This is a genomic window from Pseudomonas sp. LBUM1678 (assembly GCF_059695575.1).
In genome coordinates, this window is record NZ_CP166775.1 from 1861337 (window position 1) to 1884524 (window position 23188).

Sequence of the window (23188 nt, forward strand, 5' to 3'; positions counted from 1 at the left end):
TCCTAGTTTCGAATCAAGTGGCCGCTGGCCGCGAGTAGCTTTCCATCCAGTAAAGCACCTTGTTCACCGAGGGATAAACGACCTTCGGCAAACCAGCGTACGGCCATCGGGTAGATCAGGTGTTCCTGAACGTGGACCCGCTGCGCCAGACTCTGCGGCGAATCGTGCAACTCTACCGGTATTACTGCCTGTACGACCAGCGGTCCGCCATCGAGTTCCTCGGTGACGAAGTGCACGGAGCAGCCGTGTTCCGTGTCGCCGGCCTCCAGCGCGCGCTGATGAGTGTGTAACCCTTTGTATTTGGGCAGCAGCGAGGGATGGATGTTAAGCAGGCGACCCGCGTAGTGGCGCACGAAGTCAGCGCTGAGAATGCGCATGAAACCGGCCAGTACCACGAGTTTGGGGTTGAAGGCGTCGATCAGTTCGATCAGCGCGGCATCGAAGGCTTCGCGGCCTTCGAACGCCTTGTGATCCAGGGAGCGGGTGTCGATACCCGCGTCCCTGGCGCGTTGCAGGCCGTAAGCATCGGCGCGGTTGGAAATCACCGCGGCGATGCGGACCGGGCTGTCGCCGGTCCGCGTGCTGTCGATCAAGGCCTGCAAGTTACTGCCGGTGCCGGACAACAGCACCACCACATCACAGGTCTGGGACATCAATGAGCCTTGAGATTCTTCAGTTCTACCTGAGCCGCGCCTTCGGCAGCGGTGGCGATCTGACCGATGACCCAAGGCTGCTCGCCGGCTTCACGCAGGACGTTCAGCGCAGTTTCAACGTGCTCCTGGCCAACGCAGATAACCATGCCGACGCCGCAGTTCAGCACGCGGTGCATTTCGTTTTCGTCGACGTTGCCTTTCTCTTGCAGCCAGTCGAACACGGCAGGACGGGTCCAGCTCGCCACGTCAACCACCGCTTGTGCGCCTTTTGGCAGAACGCGCGGGATGTTGTCCAGCAGGCCGCCACCGGTGATGTGGGCCATGGCTTTGACAGCGCCGGTGTCTTTGATCAGCTTGAGCAGCGGCTTCACGTAGATGCGGGTCGGGGCCATCAGCAGGTCGGTCAGCGGTTTGCCGTCGAGCTGGATGTTTTCGATGTCGGCACCGGACACTTCGATGATCTTGCGGATCAGCGAGTAGCCGTTGGAGTGCGGGCCGGAAGACGGCAGGGCGAGCAGGGCGTCGCCGGCAGCGACTTTCGAACCGTCGATGATTTCGGATTTTTCCACGACGCCGACGCAGAAGCCGGCCAGGTCGTAGTCTTCGCCTTCGTACATGCCAGGCATTTCAGCGGTTTCGCCGCCGACCAGGGAGCAGCCGGACAATTCACAGCCAGCGCCGATGCCGGTCACGACCTGGGTCGCGGTTTCAACGTTGAGTTTGCCGGTGGCGTAGTAGTCGAGGAAGAACAGCGGCTCGGCGCCGCAGACCACCAGGTCGTTCACGCACATGGCCACAAGGTCGATGCCGATGCTGTCGTGCTTGTTCAGGTTCAGTGCCAGGCGCAGCTTGGTGCCCACGCCGTCGGTGCCGGAAACCAGTACGGGCTGCTTGTAGCCGGCCGGGATTTCGCAGAGGGCGCCGAAACCGCCCAGGCCGCCCATGACTTCCGGGCGCGCAGTGCGCTTGGCGACGCTCTTGATGCGTTCGACCAATGCTTCACCGGCGTCGATGTCTACACCGGCGTCCTTGTAGCTCAGGGAGGGTTGCTTGCTCATGATCCAGGCCTTTAGGGGGGATTCAGGGGTAACGACCGAGTCCAGTGGGGCGGCCGAAACGGCGTAGGCGAGAGCCTTGCGCGCTATTCCGACACTGCCCGGCTGTTGCCGGTCTGCGAAGGCGCGCGATTTTATCAGGCTTGAGGGGCAGCGGCCATCCTCACGCCGACGGCAGGGGCATATCGGCCGAAAAAAACCGTTATTGCTCGTGTTGGTCGCGTCCCCGATGGCTGTATAAGGTATCGCGATTAACCGTCTATCGTTATGACAGTGCGAAAACTTAGTCAGGTCGTGGTGAATGTTTTGCGCAGGGACGTGGTCACAGCCTTGCTCGATCATCTTCATGCGGTCTGTTCCAGCCGCTCTAGTCGTCAGGAATCTTCCATGCGTTTTTTTTCTAAATTGTTGTTTGCAGGCTGTTTGTCCATGGTCAGCCTGGCGAGTCAGGCCGAAACCGTCAAAGGCCTGTATCAAGTGCGCGAGCCTGTCAGCAGTCAGTCGGCCGAGGAGCGCGATCAGGCGACCCAGCGCGCGCTCGATACGCTGGTGCTGCGCCTGACCGGTGATCCCAAGGCTGCGCAAAGTCCGGGATTGGCGGCGCTGCGCAAAGATCCGCAACAGATCATCAGCCAATATGGCTTTGACGCCGGCCCGCCGGAAGTACTGAAAATCGATTTCGACCCGTCCACCACCGAGCAAGCCTTGCGCCGCGCGGGGCTGTCTCTGTGGGGCGCGAATCGGCCGTCGATCCTGAGTTGGTGGTTGAACGACTCCGCAGAGGGTTCGAGCCTGGTGGGTGATGGCCAGGCCAGCGCCGCGCCGTTGCGTCGCGCGGCCCAACACCGTGGTCTGCCGTTGCGTTTGCCGTTGGCCGACCTGAGTGAGCAACTGGTCGCTACGGCGCCGAATCTTGAAGGGACGGATGCAGCGCCACTGCGTGGTGCATCGGACCGTTACAACGCTGACGGCTTGCTCGCGGTACATGCCCGTGAAGAGGGCGGCCAATGGCAGGCCAAGTGGAATTTGTGGCTGGGCGACAAGAAGGAGGCGGGCAGCGTGCAGGGCGCGGACCAGACCGCTGTGGCTGACGCAGTGATGCTGGCCGTCAGTGAGCGTCTGGCGCCGCGGTTTGTCGTGAAGCCGGGGGCTTCTGGCGAGCAATTGCTGGAAGTGCAGGGCATGAACCTGGAACGCTACGCCGCCCTTGGGCGCTTGCTGGAACCTTTTGGTGCGCGCCTGCAAACGGTCGACGGCGAGCGCATTCTCTATCGGGTCAATGGCAGCCCTGAGCAGTTACGCTCGCAGCTGTCCCTGGCGAAGTTGCAAGAGGTGCCGGCCGGTGAGGCGCCAGCTCCGGTAGCCCCTGTGCAACCGGTGGCTGATGGTTCGGCGCCTGTGGTCGCGCCAATTCCGGCGCGGGTGCCGCAGCTGCGATTCCGTTGGTAAGGTTTTCTTTCTTTATATAGATGCATATGGAGTGGTTCATGGCCGATACGCGGCGTTGGTTCTGGTTGGGTGGGGTAATTCTGCTCTGCGTGTTTGTCTGGTTGTTGCATCCGATCCTGACGCCCTTTCTGGTGGCGTTGCTGCTGGCCTATCTGTTCGATCCGCTGGTGGATCGGCTGGAAAGGGCCGGCCTGTCACGCACCTGGGGCGTGGTGGCGGTGTTCGCGTTGTTCACCTTGATCTTCACGACATTGCTGTTGGTGTTGGTGCCGATGCTCGCCAAGCAGCTGTTTCGTTTGTATGAGCTGGCGCCGCAGATGCTCGACTGGCTGCAGCACACCGCACTGCCGTGGGCGCAATCGAAGTTCGGGCTGTCGGATAATTTCTGGAAGTTCGACAAGCTCAAGGCCGCGATCAGCGAACACATGGGCCAGACCACCGACATTGTCGGGGTGGTGCTGAGCCAGGCGACGGCTTCCGGGCTGGCGTTGATTGGATGGCTGGCGAATCTGGTGCTGATCCCGGTGGTGAGTTTTTACCTGCTGCGGGACTGGGACGTGATGATGGCCAAGGTCCGCAGCCTGCTGCCCCGTGAAAACGAAGAGCGCATCGTGACCCTGGCCGGTGAATGCCATGAAGTACTGGGTGCATTCGTGCGCGGGCAGTTGCTGGTGATGGTGGCGCTGGGGGTGATCTACTCGGCGGGCCTGATGTTGATAGGGCTGGAGTTAGGGTTGTTGATCGGCATGATTGCCGGTTTGGCGGCGATCGTGCCGTACATGGGCTTTGTGATCGGGATCGGTGCTGCGTTGGTTGCCGGCCTGTTCCAGTTTGGTGGCGATCTGTATCCCATGTTCGGTATCGTCGCGGTGTTCATGGTTGGCCAGGCACTGGAAGGCATGGTGCTGACGCCCTTGCTGGTGGGCGATCGTATCGGCCTGCACCCGGTGGCGGTGATCTTCGCCATTCTGGCCGGGGGCGAGCTGTTCGGCTTTACCGGCATATTACTGGCGTTGCCGGTGGCGGCGGTGATCATGGTGCTGGTGCGCCATGTGCATGATTTGTATAAAGATTCGGATATCTACAGCGGTACGGACGAACCTGAACTATAAGGGGCGTCGACGTCTCACGGCGGGCGGCCTGGTTAATTGCCAGGTTGGCCCGTATTCCCCGCGCTGCTGTCACATGCGCCGCCAAAGAAACTGTCATAAAACCAGGGCGTTAACGCAAACCTTTGATTTTGCTTGTGGTCTGTCGCATTGTGCGACCCGCCTCACGGGTATAAACTTCGCAAACTTTACACAGAGGCCACTAACGGTTCCTTTGGAACTGTTCAGTCAGCATGAAACCGATTCAGCTGCCCCTAGGTGTGCGTCTGCGTGATGACGCTACCTTTATCAATTACTACCCAGGCGCCAATGCCGCAGCACTCGGCTATGTCGAGCGGCTATGCGAAGCCGACGCCGGCTGGACCGAAAGCCTGATTTATCTCTGGGGCAAGGACGGGGTAGGGCGTACGCACTTGTTGCAGGCAGCCTGCCTGCGCTTCGAGCAACTGGGGGAGCCGGCGGTGTATCTGCCGTTGGCCGAGCTGCTGGATCGCGGCATCTCGATTCTCGACAACCTCGAACAATACGAACTGGTCTGCCTTGATGATTTGCAGGCGGTCGCCGGCCGGGCGGATTGGGAAGAGGCGCTGTTCCATCTGTTCAATCGTCTGCGCGACAGCGGTCGGCGTCTGCTGATTGCTGCATCGACCTCGCCGCGCGAATTGCCGGTGAAGCTGGCTGACTTGAAGTCTCGTCTTACCCTGGCACTGATCTTCCAGATGCGTCCGCTCTCCGACGAAGACAAATTGCGCGCCTTGCAACTGCGTGCTTCCCGTCGTGGCCTGCACCTGACCGACGAAGTCGGGCATTTTATTTTGACTCGCGGCACCCGCAGCATGAGTGCGCTTTTCGAGCTGCTTGAGCGTCTCGATCAGGCCTCCCTTCAAGCTCAGCGCAAGCTGACGATTCCCTTCCTTAAAGAAACCCTGGGCTGGTAAAAAAGTCCCATAAAACCCAAGCCTGGCTCGGGTTTTGGCATATTTCAGGCGTCAGAAAATCCGCTTTCCTACAGGTCGCAGGCAGCGCAGGCGTTTAGAACGGGCTTAAGCGCTTAGATGTAAACGCGGAACCGGGAAGTCACATAAAGTTCGATTGAATTTGCAAATGAGGATGATAGCGGGCATAGTCTCGCCTTCTTTACAACTATCAGCCACGGTCGTGCCCATGCTAAAGCGCTTCGCACCCCTCGTGCCTCTCGCACTCGTTACCCTGTTGTTCGGTTGCGCTGCTCACTCTCCAGTGACCCAGCAAGAGCAACAACAGCAGGTCAAGAATTCAGTTACTGCGCAATCTTCTTCCGTTCTTTTCCAGGAAGAGCTAGCCACCGATAACGAATTGGCAGACTTCGCCGATGGCAAGTCGTACCAGCTTCCGGTTCTGGCTGACAGCATCCTCGAGCGTGGCATGTCCCTGATCGGTACCCGTTACCGTTTCGGCGGCACCTCCGAGGCGGGTTTCGATTGCAGCGGTTTCATCGGTTATCTGTTTCGTGAAGAAGCCGGCATGAACCTGCCGCGCTCCACCCGTGAAATGATCAACGTAGACGCTCCGCTGGTTGCTCGCAGCGCGCTGAAGCCGGGTGACCTGCTGTTCTTCGCCACCAATGGTCGTCGCGGTCGTGTCAGTCACGCCGGGATCTACCTGGGTGACAACCAGTTCATCCATTCCAGCAGCCGCAAAAGCGGTGGTGTCCGGGTCGATAGCCTGGGCGACAGCTACTGGAGCAAGACCTTCATCGAAGCCAAGCGCGCGCTCGCGATGGCCCCGACCATGGTCACCGCCCGCAAGTAAATCTTCAGCCTGTCGCCACATAAGTGGCGACAAAAAGCCTCTTCGCAAGGAAGTAGGCGGACAGTTTGTAAGGCGAACTTAAAGTCTTACTTGAAGTTTGGCCCATAGCCGCTAGAATCCAGATCTATTATTGATGGCAAACCGCCTGCGTCCTGCGCAGGCGGTTTTCTTTTCTGTCTTCCCGGCAGAAAAAGCCGCAGCCAGATCAGGATGTTCTGCTTATGACGATGTCGGCCCGCCTCACAATCATGTTCTTCGCAGCGCTGCTAAGCGCCTGCGCCAGTCGCACACCGCCTCCCGCGCCGGTGGTTCGCGCCCCCATTGTTTTCGGTAACCCGCAACCCTTTTCCCCCGAGGCAGAAGATGTGCTGTTCCGCGCGCTCGGCCTGGTGGGTACGCCTTATCGTTGGGGCGGTAACACGCCGGATTCGGGCTTTGATTGCAGCGGCCTGATCGGTTACGTCTACCGTGATGTCACCGGTATTTCCCTGCCGCGTACCACCCGCGAAATGATCAGCATGCAAGCGGCCAGCGTTGGCAAGGAAGGCCTGCAAACCGGTGACTTGATCTTCTTCGCCACCAATGGCGGCTCCCAGGTCAGCCATGCCGGTATCTACGTCGGCGAAGGCCGCTTCGTCCACGCGCCAGCCACTGGCGGCACGGTGAAGCTGGACAGCTTGTCCAAGGCTTACTGGCAGAAGGCTTATCTGAGTGCCAAGCGCGTTCTGCAGCCTGAGCACTTGGCCCGCAATCCGTAGCGTCCTGTCCGAAGAGGTTGTCATGACCGCTCGCACACTCAATCTCGATGATTCCCTGTACCAATACCTGCTCGACGTTTCCCTGAGGGAAACGCCGTTGCTCAAGCGCCTGCGCGACGAAACCCAGGCGCTGCCCATGGCCCGCTGGCAGGTGGCGCCGGAGCAGGGGCAGTTCCTCGCGTTATTGGTCAAACTCATCGGCGCAAAACGATTGCTGGAAGTCGGTACGTTCACCGGTTATAGCGCTTTGTGCATGGCCGCTGCGTTGCCGGAGGACGGTTCGCTGATCTGCTGTGATATCCCCGGTGACTACAACGCTATTGCTCGTCGTTACTGGCAGGAGGCGAGCCTCGCCCATCGCATCGATCTGCGTCTGGCGCCTGCGCTGGAAACCCTCGCCATGCTGGATCAGCCTGGGCAGTTCGATCTGATCTTCATTGATGCCGATAAAGCCAACTACCCGGGCTATCTGGAGCATGCACTGCGTCTGCTGCGCGTCGGCGGACTGGCGGTGTTCGATAACACGCTGTGGAGCGGGCGGGTGCTTGAGCAGAATCCCGAAAGCGTAGACACCCGAGCCATCCAGGCGCTCAATCGCGCGTTGAAGGATGATTCGCGGGTGGATCTGTCGTTGTTGCCTCTAGGTGATGGGCTCACGCTCTGCCGCAAACGCTAAACGCGAAGCCCTGTGGGAGTGAGCCTGCTCGCGATAGCGGTGCGTCAGGCAACATCATTGCTGGTTATGCTGACGCCATCGCGAGCAGGCTCGCTCCCACAGGGGATGTGTGTTGCAGTTACTTCGCGGCTGACACCCGCCACACCTTGTTCCCCACATCATCGGCCACCAGCAAATCTCCCTGCTGATCAATCACTACGCCCACAGGCCGGCCCATGGCTTTCTCGTCCGCGTTGAGGAAGCCTGTGAGCACATCAACCGGTTGCCCGGTCGGCTTGCCGCCAGCAAACGGGACGAAAATCACTTTGTAACCACTGTGTGGCTTGCGGTTCCACGAGCCGTGCTGGCCGATGAAGGCACCTTCCTTGAACTGCGCTGGAAGTGCGTTGCCCTCGGCAAAGGACAGGCCCAGCGACGCGGTATGCGGGCCAACCGCGTAGTCCGGCGCAATGGCCTTGGCCACCAGATCCGGGTTTTGCGGCTCGACGCGAATATCAACGTGCTGGCCGTAATAGCTGAAGGGCCAGCCGTAGAAGCCGCCGTCCTTCACCGAAGTGATGTAGTCCGGCACCAGATCGCTGCCGATTTCGTCCCGCTCATTGACCGCCGTCCACAGGGCACCGGTCTGAGGTTCCCAGGCCAGACCGTTTGGATTGCGAATCCCCGAGGCGAAGATCCGGTGATTACCGGTGGCGCGATCCACTTCCCAGATCGCCGCCCGACCTTCTTCCTGATCCATACCGTTTTCGCCGACGTTGCTGTTGGAGCCTACCGTGACGTACAGCTTGCTCCCGTCCTTGCTGGCGATGACGTTTTTGGTCCAGTGGTGATTCAGCGTCCCACCCGGCAGATCGACCACCTTGATCGGCTGCGACTTGATCGCCGTGTCGCCATTTTCATAGTGAAAGCGCAGCAAGCGATCGGTGTCGGCGACGTACAGGTCGTTGCCGACCAGGGTCATGCCGAAGGGCGAGTTGAGGTTTTCCAGGAACACCGTGCGGGTTTCGGCGATGCCGTCGTGGTCCTTGTCCCGCAGCAGCGTGATGCGATTCGGGCTGGGGACGCCGGCACCGGCACGGCCCATGACTTTGCCCATTACCCAGCCGCGAATGCCTTTGCCGTCATCGGGTTTCGGTGGCGCGTTGGTTTCGGCCACCAACACGTCGCCGTTGGGCAGCACGTAGAGCCAACGCGGGTGATCGAGCCCTTCGGCAAATGCCGCCACTTGAGTGCCCGCCGCAGGAGTGGGTTTCGCGCCCTCCGGCCAGCCGATCGCCGGGGCGATATTCACCGTCGGGATCAGGGTCTTGTTCGGTTCTGGCAGCTTGGGTGACGGGCCGGTACCGTCGGAGACTTGCAAGCTGGAGGTTTCACCACAAGCGGCGAGCCCTCCGGCGAGCGCGATGACGAGAACGAGCTGGGGCTTGCGCATGCGGATCTTCCCTATGAATGCATTGACCTAATCATAGAGAAGATTTGAAGCGCGATGGTTCAACCGGTCAGCCGCGGGCTTCCTTGAACAGCACGGCGATGCCGGGGTGATAGTTGCCGGCTTCGTTGCGCAACTTGCGATAGGCGTACGGGAAATACCAGGCCACGGCGCAGCTGTGTTCCTTTTGCAGGTCGTCGACCATGTCCTGCAGTTCTTCCGGCGTCGCGCTCTGCTGGGCCTTTTGTGGCGCAACGAACAGGCAGCCGAGTTTCAGGTCGCTGGCGTAGCTGATGCGTTTGGCGTTGCTGGTGATGTCCTGCAGCGCCTGGCTCAGGTTCAGGCTATTGACCTTCGGCCAACGTTGAGTGGCCTGAAGGTAGGCGCGTTCTTCGGGGGAGGCGATAAACAGATCGGCACGGCCGTTGCGTTCGCCTTCTTCGTTCTGCTTGCGCGTTGGGGTTTGTTGCAGCGTGACCATTTCCGCCATCCAGGCCGCGGCGGAGAGCAAGCCAAGGTTGGCTTTTTCGTCATACCAGTAAGGCGTGTCGTTATCGCCGCGCACCGCATTGTAGCGGTCTATACAGTCAAACCAGCGTTCCAGCACCGGTCGCAGGAATTCCAGCTTCGGATTGCTGATGATCATGCCTTGCATGTTGCTCACCCTTTGTAATTGTGATGTTGGGTTGTGGCGCTTTGATATCACTGCTGACAGTGTGGTGCAAGTTGGGGTGTCAGTAAATTGACCGGCGGCAGTATATCGCTCGCCCGCGCTTTGTCTTCAATTGACGCTCCACCCCCAACCCTCTAACCTTCGCGGCTTGTTTCAGGTGCTCTGTGGCGAAGGTCGACAGAGTGAAACAGGGAAGCCGGTGAGTGACCATCTTCACGCGACGAAACGTCACGATCCCGGCGCTGCCCCCGCAACGGTAAATGAGTGAAGACTGTGCCTTGAGCCACTGTGTCGACTGTCGACATGGGAAGGCGCGCAGTCCGGCGCAAGCCGCTCATGAGCCCGGAGACCGGCCTGATTCATCCAACGGCATCACGGTGGGCGATGCCAGGCTTCTTGCCGTCTATTCTTGTGCCTGCCCGCCGTTATCCAGCCTCAACGGAGAGCTCCCCCATGACTGATTCCCCTGATCGTGACGAACGCCATCTGGCGCGCATGCAGCGCAAAAAAGCCGTGATCGACGAACGCATCGCCAACTCGCCCAATGAGTGCGGCCTGCTGCTGGTGCTGACCGGCAACGGCAAAGGCAAAAGCAGCTCGGCTTTCGGCATGCTTGCCCGGTCCATGGGCCATGGCATGCAGTGCGGCGTGGTGCAGTTCATCAAGGGGCGCAACAGCACCGGTGAAGAGCTGTTCTTCCGGCGCTTCCCGGAGCAGGTGCGTTTTCATGTGATGGGCGAGGGCTTCACCTGGGAAACCCAGGACCGCCAGCGTGACATCGCCGCCGCCGAAGCGGCTTGGGAAGTGTCCCGCGAACTGCTGCGCGATCCGTCGATCGGCCTGGTGGTGCTCGATGAACTGAACATCGCCCTCAAGCACGGTTACCTCGACCTCGATCAAGTGCTCACTGACTTGCAGGCACGTCCGCCGATGCAACACGTGGTGGTCACCGGTCGCGGCGCCAAGCCGGAGATGATCGAGCTGGCCGATACAGTCACCGAAATGGGCGTGATCAAGCACGCGTTCCAGGCCGGGATCAAAGCGCAAAAAGGCGTCGAGCTGTGAATCAGCCACGTCATTGCCCGGCGGTGCTGATCGCCGCGCCGGCCTCCGGTCAGGGCAAGACCACCGTCACGGCCGCGCTGGCCCGTTTGCATCGCAATCAGGGGCGCAAGGTTCGCGTATTCAAGTGCGGCCCGGACTTTCTCGACCCGATGATTCTCGAGCGCGCCAGCGGTGCGCCGGTGTATCAACTTGACATGTGGATGGTCGGCGAGCAGGAAAGTCGTCGTCTGTTGTGGGAAGCCGCCGGTGAAGCCGACCTGATTCTCATCGAAGGCGTCATGGGGCTGTTCGACGGCACGCCGTCCAGCGCTGACCTGGCGCGGCACTTCGGTGTGCCAGTGCTCGGTGTGATCGACGGCACGGCCATGGCGCAGACTTTTGGTGCGCTGGCGTTGGGGTTGGCGAAGTATCAGCCGGACTTGCCGTTTGCCGGTGTGTTGGCCAACCGTGTGGGCACGTTGCGGCACGCGCAATTGCTCGAAGGCAGCCTGACTGAAGGTTTGCGCTGGTACGGCGCGTTGTCGCGCGAGACCGGGATTGAACTGCCGAGTCGTCATCTCGGTCTGGTCCAGGCCAGCGAGTTGAACGATCTCGACCTGCGCCTCGATGCGGCGGCTGAATCGCTGGCCAGCAGTTGCGATGTGGCGCTGCCGCCGCCCGTGGAATTCGCGGCGCCTGAAATGATCGTCGCAGAGCCTTTGCTGGCCGGCGTGCGAATCGCAGTGGCCCGTGATGAGGCGTTCGCTTTCACCTACGGTGCGAGCCTGGATTTGCTGCGGGCCATGGGCGCCGAACTGCTGTTTTTCTCGCCGATCCGCGATGCTGATTTGCCAGAGGCGGACAGCCTTTATCTACCGGGTGGTTATCCGGAACTGCACCATGTGGCGCTGTCACAGAACACCTCGATGCTCAATGCGATCCGCGCCCATCATGCCGCCGGCAAACCGTTGTTGGCCGAGTGTGGCGGGATGCTGTACCTGCTTGATTCGTTGACCGATGTCGAAGGTACTCGGGCTGAACTGGTGGGCTTGCTCAAAGGTGATGCGGTGATGCAGAAGCGTCTTGCGGCGCTGGCGTTGCAAGCGGTGGAGTTGCCGGAAGGTTCGTTGCGCGGGCACACCTATCACCACTCGCTGACCAGCACTGAGCTTGAGCCGATTGCCCGTGGGCTCAGTCCGAATGGCGGGCGTGGGGCGGAGGCAGTTTATCGGGAGGGGCGGATGACGGCCTCTTATGTGCATTTTTATTTTCCGTCCAATCCCACTGCTGTAGCCGCATTGTTTGCGCCTGACCGGGAGGCCGCCATCGCGAGCAGGCTCGCTCCCACAGGGGACCGTGTTTCTTCAGGCTGCACACCTTCAAATGTAGGAGCGAGCCTGCTCGCGAAGAGGCCATGACCGACAACGCATTCTCCGAAGCCGAACGCGAAGCGGTCTACCGAGCCATTGCCGAACGCCGCGACATGCGCCACTTCAGCGGCGGCACCGTCGAGCCCCACTTGCTGCAGCGCCTGCTCGAAGCCGCCCATCAGGCCCCCAGCGTGGGCCTGATGCAGCCCTGGCGTTTCATCCGCATCAGCGACCGCACACTGCGTGGCAAGATCCAGCAACTGGTGGAAGAAGAACGCATCCGCACCGCCGAAGCTCTCGGCGAGCGCACTGACGAATTCATGAAGCTCAAGGTTGAAGGCATCAACGATTGCGCCGAGGTGTTGGTCGCCGCGCTGATGGACGATCGCGAGCGCCACATCTTCGGCCGTCGCACCTTGCCGGAAATGGACATGGCCTCGTTGTCCTGCGCAATCCAGAACCTCTGGCTGGCCTCTCGCGCCGAAGGTCTGGGCATGGGCTGGGTGTCGTTGTTCGAGCCGCAAGCGCTGGCGGATCTGCTGGGTTTTCCGCCCGGGGCCAAGCCATTGGCGGTTCTTTGTCTCGGCCCGGTCAAGGAATTCTATCCGGCGCCGATGCTGGTACTCGAAGGGTGGGCGCAGGCGCGTCCGCTCAGTGAATTGCTGTATGAAAATTATTGGGGAGTGAGTCAATGAGTGTGGCGTTATTGAGTGTCGCCGCGGTTGCGCTGGACGCGCTGCTGGGTGAACCCAAACGCTGGCATCCGCTGGTGGCGTTCGGCCGTTTTGCCGACCGCATCGAGCAACGTTTCAATGGCGAGGGTCGTGGCTGGCGCAGCCATGGCGTCACCGCTTGGGTGATTGCGGTGTTGCCGCTGACCTTGCTGGCCACGGCGTTTTCCTGGGCGCCTTATGTCGGCTGGATTGTCGAGATTCTCGCGCTTTATTGCGCCCTCGGCATGCGCAGCCTCGGTGAACACGTAGAGCCGGTAGCCAGGGCCTTGCGCAGCGATGATCTGGAGGAGGCGCGCACACGTGTCGGCTATCTGGTCAGCCGTCAGACCAGCGAACTGGATAAAACCGAAGTCGCCCGCGCTGCCACTGAATCAGTCCTGGAGAACGGCAGCGATGCGGTGTTCGCCGCGCTGTTCTGGTTTGCCGTGGCCGGCGCGCCCGGCGTGGTGCTCTATCGCTTGAGCAATACCCTCGATGCCATGTGGGGTTATCGCAACGAGCGCTTCGAACGTTTCGGCTGGGCCGCGGCGAAGATCGACGATGTCCTCAACTACATTCCTGCGCGTCTGGTGGCGTTGACCTACGCGCTGCTGGGCAAGACCCGACTGGCGTTGAAATGCTGGCGCACCCAGGGCCCGACCTGGGACAGCCCGAACGCCGGGCCCGTGATGGCTGCCGGTGCCGGTGCACTCGGCGTCGAGTTGGGCGGGGCAGCGATTTATCACGGTGAACTGCATCAGCGCCCGCAACTGGGCGAAGGCGTGCCAGCGGACGCCGACTCCATCGACCGCGGCTGGCAATTGGTCCAGCGCGGGGTATGGTTATGGCTGCTGATTCTCTGCGTGGGAGCTGAATTCTATGCTTGAGCACGGTGGCCGCTTGCGCAAGGCGGCGCTCGAATACGGCATTGCCGAAGCCGATTGGCTGGACCTGTCCAGCGGCCTCGCACCGTGGCCATTCCCGATCCCGGAAATCCCGCTGCGGGCCTGGGCGCGCTTGCCGGAAACCGATGACGGTCTGGAGCAGGCGGCTTGCGACTATTACGGTGCCGCTCAGGTGCTGCCGGTTGCCGGTTCGCAAATGGCCATCCAGTTGCTGCCGCGTTTGCGTCGCGCCGGCAAGGTCGGCGTGCTGTCGCCGTGTTACGCCGAACACGCGCAAGCCTGGCGGCGCAATGGCTACATCGTGCGCGAAGTGCTGGAGCAGGAAGTCGACTTCTATATCGACAGCCTCGACGTGCTGGTGGTGGTCAACCCGAACAACCCGACGGGCCTGAGCCTGACCCCGAGCCGTCTGCTCGACTGGCATGCCCGGCTGGCCTCGCGCGGCGGCTGGCTGGTGGTCGACGAAGCGTTCATGGACAACACGCCGGATTTGAGCGTGGCGCCGTTTGCCCATCAGGTCGGCTTGATCGTGCTGCGTTCCTTTGGCAAGTTTTTTGGCCTGGCCGGAGTGCGACTGGGCTTTGTGCTGGCTGAGCGCAAGCTGCTCAAATTGCTCGCCGAGCAGGTGGGGCCTTGGGCGGTCAGTGGGCCGACACGCGTGTTGGGCCAAGCCTGTTTGCTGGACACCGAAGGCCACGCAAGGCAGCGCGTGCGCAGCGAAGCGGCCAGCGAGCGCCTGGCGCTTTTGCTCGGGTTGTATGGTTTCCAGCCGCAGGGTGGCTGCGCCTTGTTTCAATGGCTGATCACCGAACGTGCCGAAGCGCTTCACGAGTTTATGGCGCAGCGTGGCATCTTGCTGCGGTTGTTCGCCCACAACAGCAGCGTGCGTTTCGGCTTGCCTGCGGATGAGGCAGACTGGCTGCGCCTTGAGCAAGCACTTCTAGCCTTCGCCAAGGAATCCCAATGACCACGTTAATGGTGCAAGGCGCGACTTTAATGGTGCAAGGCACGACTTTAATGGTGCAAGGCACGACTTTAATGGTGCAAGGCACAACGTCCGACGCCGGTAAAAGCACGCTGGTGACGGCGTTGTGTCGCTGGGTCACGCGTCAGGGCGTGCGCGTCGTGCCGTTCAAACCGCAGAACATGGCGCTCAACAGTGCCGTGACCGCCGACGGTGGTGAGATCGGTCGCGCCCAAGCCGTACAGGCCCAGGCGGCCAACCTCGAACCGCATACCGACATGAACCCGGTGCTGCTCAAACCCAACAGTGACACCGGCGCCCAAGTGATCATTCATGGTCGCGCGGTGACGACGATGAACGCGGTCGCCTATCACGACTACAAAGCCATCGCGATGCAAGCGGTGCTGGCCTCCCATGAACGATTGCGCGCGGCCTATCCGGTGGTGATGGTCGAAGGTGCGGGCTCGCCGGCCGAGATCAATCTGCGTGCCGGCGATATCGCCAACATGGGCTTTGCCGAAGCGGTGGATTGCCCGGTGGTGCTGATCGCCGACATCAATCGCGGCGGGGTGTTCGCACATCTGGTGGGTACGTTGGAACTGCTGTCGCCCACCGAACAGGCGCGGGTCAAAGGCTTCATCATCAACCGTTTTCGCGGCGACATCGCCTTGCTGCAACCGGGTCTCGACTGGCTGGAAGCGCGCACCGGCAAACCGGTGATCGGCGTTCTGCCGTATGTGATGGATCTGCACCTCGAAGCCGAGGACGGCATCGATCAGCGCCAGACCGACAAGGCCGAGCGTGTGCTAAAAGTGCTGGTGCCGGTGCTGCCGCGCATCAGCAACCACACCGATTTCGATCCGCTGCGCCTGCATCTGCAAGTGGACCTGCAATTCATCGGTCCTGGCCAGGCGATCCCGCCGGCCGACCTGATCATTCTTCCCGGCTCAAAAAGCGTGCGCAGCGACCTCGCGTATTTACGCGCCAATGGTTGGGACACGGCCATCAATCGACATCTGCGCTACGGCGGCAAAGTGCTGGGGATTTGTGGTGGTCTGCAAATGCTCGGTGAGCAGGTGCATGACCCGCTGGGCCTCGAAGGCGCGCCGGGTTCCAGTGCCGGTCTGGGCTTGCTGGCGTTCGAAACACAGCTAGAAGAAGAGAAGCAACTGCGCAATGTGCGCGGGCGTCTTGCGCTGGAAAATGCCGAGGTCAGCGGTTATGAAATTCATGCCGGGGTGACCACCGGGCCGGCGCTGGAAAACGCCGCCGTACAGCTGGACGATGGCCGCTGCGATGGTGCGCAAAGTGCTGACGGGCAGATTTTCGGCACCTACCTGCATGGCCTGTTTGAATCCCCGGCAGCGTGCAGTGCGCTGCTGCGCTGGGCGGGTTTGCAGGATGTGCAGGAAGTGGATTACCACGGGTTGCGCGAGCGGGATATCGAGCGGTTGGCGGATCTGGTGGAGAAGCATTTGGATACCCGATTGCTGCGTGAGCTCTGTGGCATTTGAGGTGATTTTGAGTGCCTCATCGCGAGCAGGCTCGCTCTCACATTGGATCTATGTCGTACACAAATCCCCTGTGGGAGCGAGCCTGCTCGCGATGACTGAAGTCGCCACGCCGCCAATTAACAGGTAAATGACCATGCTCCAGCTAATCCTCGGCGGCGCCCGCTCCGGCAAAAGTCGCCTCGCTGAAAAACTCGCGACAGACAGCCAGCTTCAGGTCACTTACATCGCCACCAGCCAACCGCTGGACGGTGAGATGAACGAGCGGGTCGCCCATCACCGCGCCCGTCGGCCGGCCGAATGGGCGTTGATCGAAGAACCGATCGAACTCGCCCGCGTACTGTGCGAAAGCGCCCGCGCCGACCGTTGCCTGCTGGTGGATTGCCTGACCCTGTGGATGACCAATCTGCTGATGCTCGACGACACCGAACGCCTCAACGCCGAACGCGAAGCCCTGCTGGACTGCCTGGCGTCGTTGCCGGGTGAAATCATTTTTGTCAGCAACGAGACCGGAATGGGTGTCGTGCCGCTGGGCGAATTGACTCGCCGCTATGTCGATGAAGCCGGTTGGCTGCATCAAGCCCTGGCCGAGCGCTGCCAACGTGTCGTCCTGACCGTCGCCGGCCTGCCCCTGACTTTGAAAGGAACCGCGTTATGACTCAATCCTGGTGGCTGAACCCGTGCAAGCCGATCGATGCGCAAGCCGTCGAACAGGCGCAGGCGCGTCAGCAGCAGCTGACCAAACCCGCCGGTTCCCTCGGCCGACTCGAATCGGTGGCCGTGCAATTGGCGGGGCTGCAGGGGCAGGTCAAACCCAGTCTTGATCAGCTGTGGATTGCCATTTTTGCCGGCGATCATGGTGTTGTGGCTGAGGGCGTGTCGGCATTTCCTCAGGAAGTCACCGGGCAAATGCTGCATAACTTTGTCAGCGGTGGCGCGGCAATCAGCGTGTTGGCGCGCCAGCTCGGCGCGTCCCTGGAAGTGGTCGACCTCGGCACGGTGACGCCGTCGCTGAACCTGCCGGGCGTGCGTCACCTCAACATCGGTGCGGGCACCGCCAACTTCGTGGAAGGTGCGGCCATGACTCAGGCCCAGGGCGAACTCGCCTTGCAGGCCGGTCGCGACAGCGTGAAGCGGGCGGTCGCCGCCGATGCGCAGTTGTTTATCGGCGGCGAGATGGGCATCGGCAACACCACCGCGGCCAGCGCGCTGGCCTGTGCCTTGCTCGATTGCCCGGTGGTGCATCTGGTCGGGCCGGGCACCGGTTTGAACGCGGACGGTGTCAGCCATAAAACGCAGGTCATCGAACGTGCCTTGGCATTGCACGGCGCTCAGCGCGGAGATGCGTTGCAAACCCTGTTCAACCTCGGCGGTTTTGAGATTGCGGCGCTGGTCGGCGCGTATCTGGCGTGCGCCCAGGAAGGCGTTGCGGTGCTGGTGGACGGCTTTATTTGCAGCGTCGCCGCGTTGATGGCAGTGCGCTTGAATCCTGAATGCCGTGAGTGGTTGTTGTTCGGCCATCGCGGTGCCGAGCCGGGCCATCGTCATGTGCTGGAAACCCTCAATGCCGAGCCGCTGCTGGACCTCGGTCTGCGTCTGGGCGAGGGCAGTGGCGCCGCGTTGGCGGTGCCGTTGCTGCGTCTGGCCTGTGATCTTCACGGGCAGATGGCAACTTTCGCCGAAGCGGCAGTGGCGGACCGTCCGGCATGACGCTGCGTCTGGACCTGCTGCGCCATGGTGAAACCGAGCTTGGTGGCGGTTTGCGCGGCAGTCTCGACGATGCGCTGACCGGCAAGGGTTGGGAGCAGATGCGCGCGGCGGTGGTCGAGCAAGGGCCGTGGGATCGGTTGATCAGTTCGCCGTTGCAGCGTTGTGCGCGGTTTGCGCATGAGCTCGGTGCACAACTGGGGCTGCTAGTGCACCTCGACAACGATCTGCAAGAACTGCATTTCGGTGCCTGGGAAGGGCGGAGCGCGGCGGCGCTGATGGAGACTGATGCCGAAGGGTTGGGCCTGTTCTGGGCCGATCCATATTCCTTTACGCCCCCTGAGGGTGAGCCGGTCGGGGACTTTTCGACACGGGTGCTGGCGGCGGTGGAGCGTCTGCACGCGGCGTATGCGGGCGAACAGATCTTGCTGATCAGCCATGGTGGCGTCATGCGTTTGTTGCTGGCTCAGGCCCGGGGTTTGCCGCGAGAGCAGTTGCTGAATGTCGAGGTCGGCCATGGCTCGCTGTTTTCGTTGAGCGTCGAGTCAGGCGTCATTCTCAAGGAAGTCATCTGACCATGTTGCCGTTCTGGATCGCCCTGCAATTTCTCAGCAGCTTGCCGATTCGCCTGCCCGGCATGCCGGCTCCTCAGGAACTGGGTCGGTCGCTGCTGTTTTATCCGCTGGTCGGGCTGCTGTTCGGCGCACTTTTATGGGCGCTGAACTGGCTGCTGCTCGGCACGCCGCTGTTGCTTCACGCCGCGTTGTTGCTGACGGTTTGGGTCTTGCTCAGCGGCGCGTTGCACCTGGACGGTCTGGCCGATAGCGCCGACGCCTGGCTCGGTGGTTTTGGTGACCGCGAGCGCACGCTCACCATCATGAAAGACCCACGCAGTGGGCCGATTGCGGTGGTGACGCTGGTGCTGGTGTTGCTGCTCAAATTCGCCGCGTTGCTGGCGTTGATCGAGCAGCAGCACAGCGTTGTGCTGATCATCGTTCCGCTGATTGGTCGCAGCGCAATGCTGGGGTTGTTCCTGACTACGCCGTATGTGCGTGCCGGTGGGTTGGGGCAGGCGCTGGCGGATCATTTGCCTCGTTCAGCGGGTAAGCAGGTGTTGGCGGTCAGTGGGTTGGCTTGCGTTTTGATCGCTGGAGTCAGCGGTGTCTGGGCGCTGTTGCTGGCGGGGGTGATGTTCGTTTGGTTGCGGCAGGTGATGCTGCGGCGATTGGGCGGGACGACAGGGGACACGGCCGGGGCGTTGCTGGAATTGCTGGAGATGGCGGTGCTGGTAGGATTGGCGTTGGTCTGATGGTTGTGGGCAGGATGTGCCGGCCTCATCGCGAGCAGGCTCGCTCCCACATTGATGGCGTCGCACATAAATTCAACGTCCACTGAAGATCCACTGTGGGAGCGAGCCTGCTCGCGATTGCGGTCTGCCAGACATTTCTATATCGCTGATTAAACCCTTCTGTAACTTGATTTAACACACTCGCGGGTATATACACGCACCATGCTCGACTCTCAATGTTTATGCATCAACCTGCGTCGCGCCGCCCGTGGCGTCAGCAGGCATTATGACGGCGCTCTCGACGGCTTCGGGATCAACGTTGCCCAGTATTCTTTGCTGTGCAATCTGCAGCGCCTGAATGAACCGAGTATTTCCACCCTGGCCGATGCCATGGGCCTGGACCGCAGCACCCTGGGGCGCAATCTTCGGGTGCTCGAAGGTGAGGGCCTGGTCACGCTGGTCGAGGGCGAGGACATGCGTAATCGCATCGTCCGGCTGACCGAGGCGGGCGCAGATCGCCTGGCCGCGGCCTTGCCTGCGTGGGAAGCGGCGCAGCAGCGGTTGGTCGATCGTCTGGGTGCCGAAAAACGCGAAACCTTGTTGCGACTGCTGGACGAACTGGCGTGATGCCGGTTTTTCCGATCTTAAGCGGGTATATACCCGCTACCGGAGAATAAGAATGAACTCGATGTGGCGTACGTGCGGTTGGGTATTGGTGGGGAGTGCGCTGATCCTGGCATTGTCTTTGGGCGTGCGGCACGGCTTCGGCCTGTTTCTGGCACCCATGAGTGCCGAGTTCGGTTGGGGCCGTGAGACGTTTGCGTTTGCCATTGCCTTGCAGAACCTGATCTGGGGCTTGGCGCAGCCATTCACCGGCGCGCTGGCTGACCGCTTTGGCGCGGCGAAAGTGGTGTTGGTCGGCGGTGTTCTGTACGCCTTGGGCCTGGTGTTCATGGGCTTGTCCGACTCGGCTGTGACGTTGTCCCTCAGTGCCGGTCTGTTGATCGGCCTGGGCCTCTCGGGCACGTCGTTCTCGGTGATCCTCGGCGTGGTCGGTCGTGCCGTGCCGCCGGAGAAACGCAGCATGGGCATGGGCATCGCCAGTGCCGCCGGTTCTTTCGGTCAGTTCGCCATGTTGCCCGGTACGCTGGGGTTGATCGGCTGGCTGGGCTGGTCCGCGGCATTGCTGGTGCTGGGCTTGCTTGTGGCGCTGATCATCCCGCTGGTAAGCATGCTCAAGGACAAACCGCTGCCAGTCCTCGGCCACGAGCAAACCCTCTCCGAAGCGCTGCACGAAGCCTGCTCCCATTCGGGGTTCTGGCTGTTGGCGTTCGGCTTTTTTGTCTGCGGTTTCCAGGTGGTGTTCATCGGCGTGCATTTGCCGGCGTATCTGGTGGATCAGCACCTTCCGGCCACGGTGGGCACCACGGTGCTGGCGCTGATCGGGCTGTTCAATATCTTCGGCACGTACACCGCAGGATGGCTTGGCGGTCGCATGTCCAAACCGCGTTTGCTCACCGCTTTATACCTGTTGCGGGCGGTGGTGATTACGCTGTTCCTGTGGGCGCCGGTCACCACGACCACCGCGTACCTGTTCGGCATGGCCATGGGTTTCCTGTGGTTGTCGACCGTGCCGTTGACCAACGGCACGGTGGCGACCTTGTTCGGTGTGCGAAACCTGTCCATGCTCGGTGGGATTGTTTTCCTCTTCCACCAGCTCGGTTCGTTCCTCGGCGGCTGGTTGGGCGGGGTGGTGTATGACCGAACCGGGAGCTATGACTTGATCTGGCAAGTGGCGATTCTCTTGAGCCTGTTGGCCGCAGCCCTGAACTGGCCGCTGCGTGAGCAGCCGGTAGCGCGCCTGCAAACCCGGTTGAGTGCGATATGAACAGTCTCTGGCCGCGGATAGCGGTAGCCGCTGTCGGCGCCTTGCTGCTGGCGCTGGGTTGGTGGGGCTGGCATCAGGGCGGGCTGGCACTGATGCAGTTGGGCATGGGCGCTTGCTAGGAACAGGCGAGGGCGAGTAACTTCGTTTGTGACCATTGAACAAGGATGCACCGACATGCTGATGCGCTGGATTGCAGTCCCCGCGTTGCTGATGGCGTTTACCGGATTGGCACAGGCGGCCGAGTGCCCGGAACTGTTGCAGGGCTCGTTGCCCAAGCTGCGCGCCAAGGAATCCATCGACCTGTGCCAACGGTTTGAGGGTAAACCGCTGGTGGTGGTCAATACTGCGAGCTTCTGTGGCTTTGCCCCGCAGTTCAAAAGCCTTGAGGCGCTGAATCAGCGCTACAAGGATCAGGGGCTGGAGGTGATCGGCGTTCCGTCCAATGACTTCAAGCAGGAGTCCAAGGACGGCGCCGAGACCGCCAAGGTCTGTTACGTGAACTACGGCGTGACGTTCACCATGACCGAACCGCAAAAGGTCCGCGGCGACGACGCAACTCACCTTTTCAAGATCCTCGCAAAGCAGACCAGCGCACCGAAGTGGAATTTCTATAAGTACGTGGTCGATCGCAAGGGCAAGGTCATTGCCAATTTCTCCAGCCTGACCAAGCCCGACGATCCTGAGTTCATCGCGGCGGTGGAAAAGGCCTTGGCCTCGCAACCCTGATTGACGCCCACTAAAAAGCCCCGCCTCTGTACAAGAGAGCGGGGCTTTTTTGATTCAGGTGGCGAGCGTTTCACGCTCGCCGTGAATCATCAGAAGCGGTAGGTCGCGCCGACACCGAAACCGTTCGCCGAGTTTTCATACTTGGCGCTGTAGGTCTGGCGGCCGTTGCTATTGTTGACCTTGACCGACTCTTCGACCAGGTACGAGTACGCAACATCGATGGTCAGGTCGTCGGTTGGGCTCCAGCCAGCGCCCAGGCTGAAAATCTTGCGATCGCCAGTCGGGATGCGTGGGGAACGGTTTTCGTTATTGGTCGGAGCCTGATCCACGGAGAAACCGGTGCGCAGGACCCATTGCTTGTTCACCTTATACGAAGCACCAATGGCGTGAGCCCAGGTGTCGTGCCAGTTCTGCTCTTCGGTGATGGTACCAAACCGGCTGTTCAGAGCAGCAGGAACGCCACTGTTCTCAACGCTGATTTCTTTCAGGCGGCTCCAGCGAGTCCAGGTGCTGCCTGCGTAGAGGGTCCACTGGTCGTTCAGCAGGTGAGTGACCGAAAAGTCCACCGACTCAGGTGTGGTGATGTCCAGCGAAGCGTCGAACTTCTGGTTTGGGTTCTGCCCCAGTGCACCAAGCAGGCCGTAGTTGACCTTGGTGTCACCGTCGAGCTTGTACTTCACTTTCGAGTGATAGGTCAGGCCAAGGCGAGTGCTTTCGAGGGCTTGAACCATGATGCCGATGTTGTAGCCAAGAGCGGTGTCGTCACCCTTGATCTTGACTTCGCCATCCGCTGGGCCCTGCACCAGCGACAGGTTCGATTCCAGCTTGCCATCGATACGGTTGATGGTCGGGCCGAAACCGATGGAGACCTTGTCGTTGAAGGCGTAGCTGACAGTCGGTTGCAGGGTGACGATCTTGACTTCGCTCTTGCTGCCGAAGTAACGGCCGGCAAAGCCGTTCTCGTAGTCGGTCACCAGGCCGAATGGAGCGTAGACGCCGAAACCGACTGCCCAATGGTCATCGATTGGCTTGACGTAGTAGCCCATCGGCACGCCCATGAAAGGGACCATGTCACCTTTGTTGGTACCGCCATTCGGACTGGAGCTGGTGTCACTGATGTCAGTGTGCGCGTCGATGAATGCAACACCGCCGGTCACTTGTTCGCGCTTGAGGCGAGACATGCCGGCAGGGTTGCCAGCAATGGTGGATGCGTCGTCGGCAGAAGAAGATCGCCCGGCAAAACCTGTCCCCATCCCGCTGATGCTTTGTTCGTTGAGGGCAAAGCCACTTGCGAAGATCTGGGTGGATGCCATGGCAACGGCGAGGCTAATGGTGGTTTTGAGCATTACTTTTTTCATTATTAGAACTCCTGGTGATCACCGGGGCGAAAATTACCAACATTTTCGTCCCAGCGCTATAGGCTGTATGGCTTGAGTTAGAGCGGTTTTGTAGGACAATCCGACCAGATTCGCGACCCGT

The 23188-nt window shown here is 61.0% G+C and carries 25 protein-coding genes and 1 riboswitch; of the genes, 20 read left to right on the forward strand and 5 right to left on the reverse strand.

The window, feature by feature from the left end; genetic code table 11:
* Positions 1–2: 2 nt before the first annotated feature.
* Both purN and purM read right to left on the reverse strand, forming a co-directional pair.
* Positions 3–653, reverse strand: a complete 651-nt coding sequence (gene purN, locus ACA070_RS08425) for a phosphoribosylglycinamide formyltransferase (protein ID WP_077749781.1) — start codon at positions 651–653, stop codon at positions 3–5.
* Positions 653–1711, reverse strand: a complete 1059-nt coding sequence (purM, locus tag ACA070_RS08430) for a phosphoribosylformylglycinamidine cyclo-ligase (RefSeq protein WP_109628650.1) — start codon at positions 1709–1711, stop codon at positions 653–655. The genes purN and purM overlap by 1 nt, the downstream gene beginning before the upstream one ends.
* A gap of 384 nt (positions 1712–2095) precedes the next feature.
* Between purM and ACA070_RS08435 the strand changes: the two genes are divergently transcribed.
* From ACA070_RS08435 to ACA070_RS08460, 6 genes are all read left to right on the forward strand, one after another.
* Positions 2096–3157 (forward strand): DUF8605 domain-containing protein, encoded by a 1062-nt coding sequence (locus tag ACA070_RS08435; protein ID WP_497450764.1) that lies wholly within the window; start codon positions 2096–2098, stop codon positions 3155–3157.
* A gap of 38 nt (positions 3158–3195) precedes the next feature.
* Positions 3196–4269, forward strand: coding sequence for an AI-2E family transporter (locus ACA070_RS08440; RefSeq protein ID WP_497450765.1), 1074 nt, complete (start codon positions 3196–3198; stop codon positions 4267–4269).
* Between the two features lie 230 nt (positions 4270–4499).
* Positions 4500–5204, forward strand: a complete 705-nt coding sequence (gene hda / locus ACA070_RS08445) for a DnaA regulatory inactivator Hda (RefSeq protein WP_010456804.1) — start codon at positions 4500–4502, stop codon at positions 5202–5204.
* Between the two features lie 226 nt (positions 5205–5430).
* Entirely contained in the window at positions 5431–6057 is a 627-nt protein-coding gene (locus ACA070_RS08450; RefSeq protein ID WP_497450766.1) for a C40 family peptidase, read from the forward strand.
* A 221-nt stretch (positions 6058–6278) separates the two neighbouring features.
* Positions 6279–6815, forward strand: a complete 537-nt coding sequence (locus ACA070_RS08455) for a C40 family peptidase (protein ID WP_497450767.1) — start codon at positions 6279–6281, stop codon at positions 6813–6815.
* Positions 6816–6837: 22 nt separating this feature from the next.
* A complete protein-coding gene (locus ACA070_RS08460) occupies positions 6838–7491 on the forward strand; it encodes an O-methyltransferase (protein WP_497450768.1) in 654 nt (217 codons plus the stop codon).
* Positions 7492–7609: 118 nt separating this feature from the next.
* Here ACA070_RS08460 and ACA070_RS08465 read toward each other — a convergent pair whose 3' ends face one another.
* Both ACA070_RS08465 and ACA070_RS08470 read right to left on the reverse strand, forming a co-directional pair.
* Complete coding sequence (locus tag ACA070_RS08465; protein ID WP_497450769.1) at positions 7610–8923, reverse strand: PQQ-dependent sugar dehydrogenase; 1314 nt, start codon at positions 8921–8923, stop codon at positions 7610–7612.
* 67 nt (positions 8924–8990) lie between these two features.
* The gene (locus ACA070_RS08470; protein ID WP_497450770.1) at positions 8991–9575 is read right to left on the reverse strand and encodes a hypothetical protein; all 585 of its coding nucleotides are present in this window, start codon (positions 9573–9575) and stop codon (positions 8991–8993) included.
* Positions 9576–9731: 156 nt separating this feature from the next.
* Positions 9732–9965, forward strand: a riboswitch (cobalamin riboswitch).
* A gap of 81 nt (positions 9966–10046) precedes the next feature.
* On the opposite strand from ACA070_RS08470, the gene cobO reads away from it, so the two are divergent.
* From cobO to ACA070_RS08540, 14 genes are all read left to right on the forward strand, one after another.
* Positions 10047–10658 carry a cob(I)yrinic acid a,c-diamide adenosyltransferase gene (gene cobO / locus ACA070_RS08475; protein ID WP_131062200.1) on the forward strand — a complete coding sequence of 204 codons (612 nt, stop codon included), beginning with the start codon at positions 10047–10049 and terminating at the stop codon, positions 10656–10658.
* Entirely contained in the window at positions 10655–12055 is a 1401-nt protein-coding gene (locus tag ACA070_RS08480; RefSeq protein WP_497450771.1) for a cobyrinic acid a,c-diamide synthase CobB, read from the forward strand. Before cobO ends, ACA070_RS08480 begins: the two co-directional genes overlap by 4 nt.
* Positions 12052–12702 (forward strand): 5,6-dimethylbenzimidazole synthase, encoded by a 651-nt coding sequence (gene bluB / locus ACA070_RS08485; RefSeq protein WP_497450772.1) that lies wholly within the window; start codon positions 12052–12054, stop codon positions 12700–12702. Before ACA070_RS08480 ends, bluB begins: the two co-directional genes overlap by 4 nt.
* Complete coding sequence (cbiB, locus tag ACA070_RS08490) at positions 12699–13607, forward strand: adenosylcobinamide-phosphate synthase CbiB (protein ID WP_497450773.1); 909 nt, start codon at positions 12699–12701, stop codon at positions 13605–13607. Before bluB ends, cbiB begins: the two co-directional genes overlap by 4 nt.
* Positions 13600–14592: a threonine-phosphate decarboxylase CobD gene (gene cobD / locus ACA070_RS08495; protein ID WP_497450774.1), complete on the forward strand. Its 993-nt coding sequence runs from the start codon at positions 13600–13602 to the stop codon at positions 14590–14592. Before cbiB ends, cobD begins: the two co-directional genes overlap by 8 nt.
* A gap of 50 nt (positions 14593–14642) precedes the next feature.
* Positions 14643–16103: a cobyric acid synthase gene (locus tag ACA070_RS08500; RefSeq protein WP_497451926.1), complete on the forward strand. Its 1461-nt coding sequence runs from the start codon at positions 14643–14645 to the stop codon at positions 16101–16103.
* A gap of 133 nt (positions 16104–16236) precedes the next feature.
* On the forward strand, positions 16237–16758 hold the full coding sequence (cobU, locus tag ACA070_RS08505; protein ID WP_497450775.1) for a bifunctional adenosylcobinamide kinase/adenosylcobinamide-phosphate guanylyltransferase: 522 nt from the start codon (positions 16237–16239) through the stop codon (positions 16756–16758).
* Positions 16755–17810 carry a nicotinate-nucleotide--dimethylbenzimidazole phosphoribosyltransferase gene (gene cobT / locus ACA070_RS08510; protein WP_497450776.1) on the forward strand — a complete coding sequence of 352 codons (1056 nt, stop codon included), beginning with the start codon at positions 16755–16757 and terminating at the stop codon, positions 17808–17810. The genes cobU and cobT overlap by 4 nt, the downstream gene beginning before the upstream one ends.
* On the forward strand, positions 17807–18382 hold the full coding sequence (gene cobC / locus ACA070_RS08515) for an alpha-ribazole phosphatase family protein (protein WP_497450777.1): 576 nt from the start codon (positions 17807–17809) through the stop codon (positions 18380–18382). Before cobT ends, cobC begins: the two co-directional genes overlap by 4 nt.
* Before the next feature lie 2 nt (positions 18383–18384).
* Entirely contained in the window at positions 18385–19116 is a 732-nt protein-coding gene (locus ACA070_RS08520) for an adenosylcobinamide-GDP ribazoletransferase (protein WP_497450778.1), read from the forward strand.
* Positions 19117–19317: 201 nt separating this feature from the next.
* The gene (locus ACA070_RS08525) at positions 19318–19722 is read left to right on the forward strand and encodes a MarR family winged helix-turn-helix transcriptional regulator (protein ID WP_497450779.1); all 405 of its coding nucleotides are present in this window, start codon (positions 19318–19320) and stop codon (positions 19720–19722) included.
* Between the two features lie 52 nt (positions 19723–19774).
* Complete coding sequence (locus tag ACA070_RS08530; protein WP_497450780.1) at positions 19775–20983, forward strand: MFS transporter; 1209 nt, start codon at positions 19775–19777, stop codon at positions 20981–20983.
* Entirely contained in the window at positions 20980–21102 is a 123-nt protein-coding gene (locus tag ACA070_RS08535; RefSeq protein ID WP_497450781.1) for a hypothetical protein, read from the forward strand. The genes ACA070_RS08530 and ACA070_RS08535 overlap by 4 nt, the downstream gene beginning before the upstream one ends.
* A gap of 55 nt (positions 21103–21157) precedes the next feature.
* Positions 21158–21709 carry a glutathione peroxidase gene (locus ACA070_RS08540; RefSeq protein WP_497450782.1) on the forward strand — a complete coding sequence of 184 codons (552 nt, stop codon included), beginning with the start codon at positions 21158–21160 and terminating at the stop codon, positions 21707–21709.
* Between the two features lie 89 nt (positions 21710–21798).
* On the opposite strand, the gene ACA070_RS08545 is transcribed toward ACA070_RS08540, so the two are convergent.
* Positions 21799–23067, reverse strand: a complete 1269-nt coding sequence (locus ACA070_RS08545; RefSeq protein ID WP_497450783.1) for an OmpP1/FadL family transporter — start codon at positions 23065–23067, stop codon at positions 21799–21801.
* Between the last annotated feature and the right edge of the window lie 121 nt (positions 23068–23188).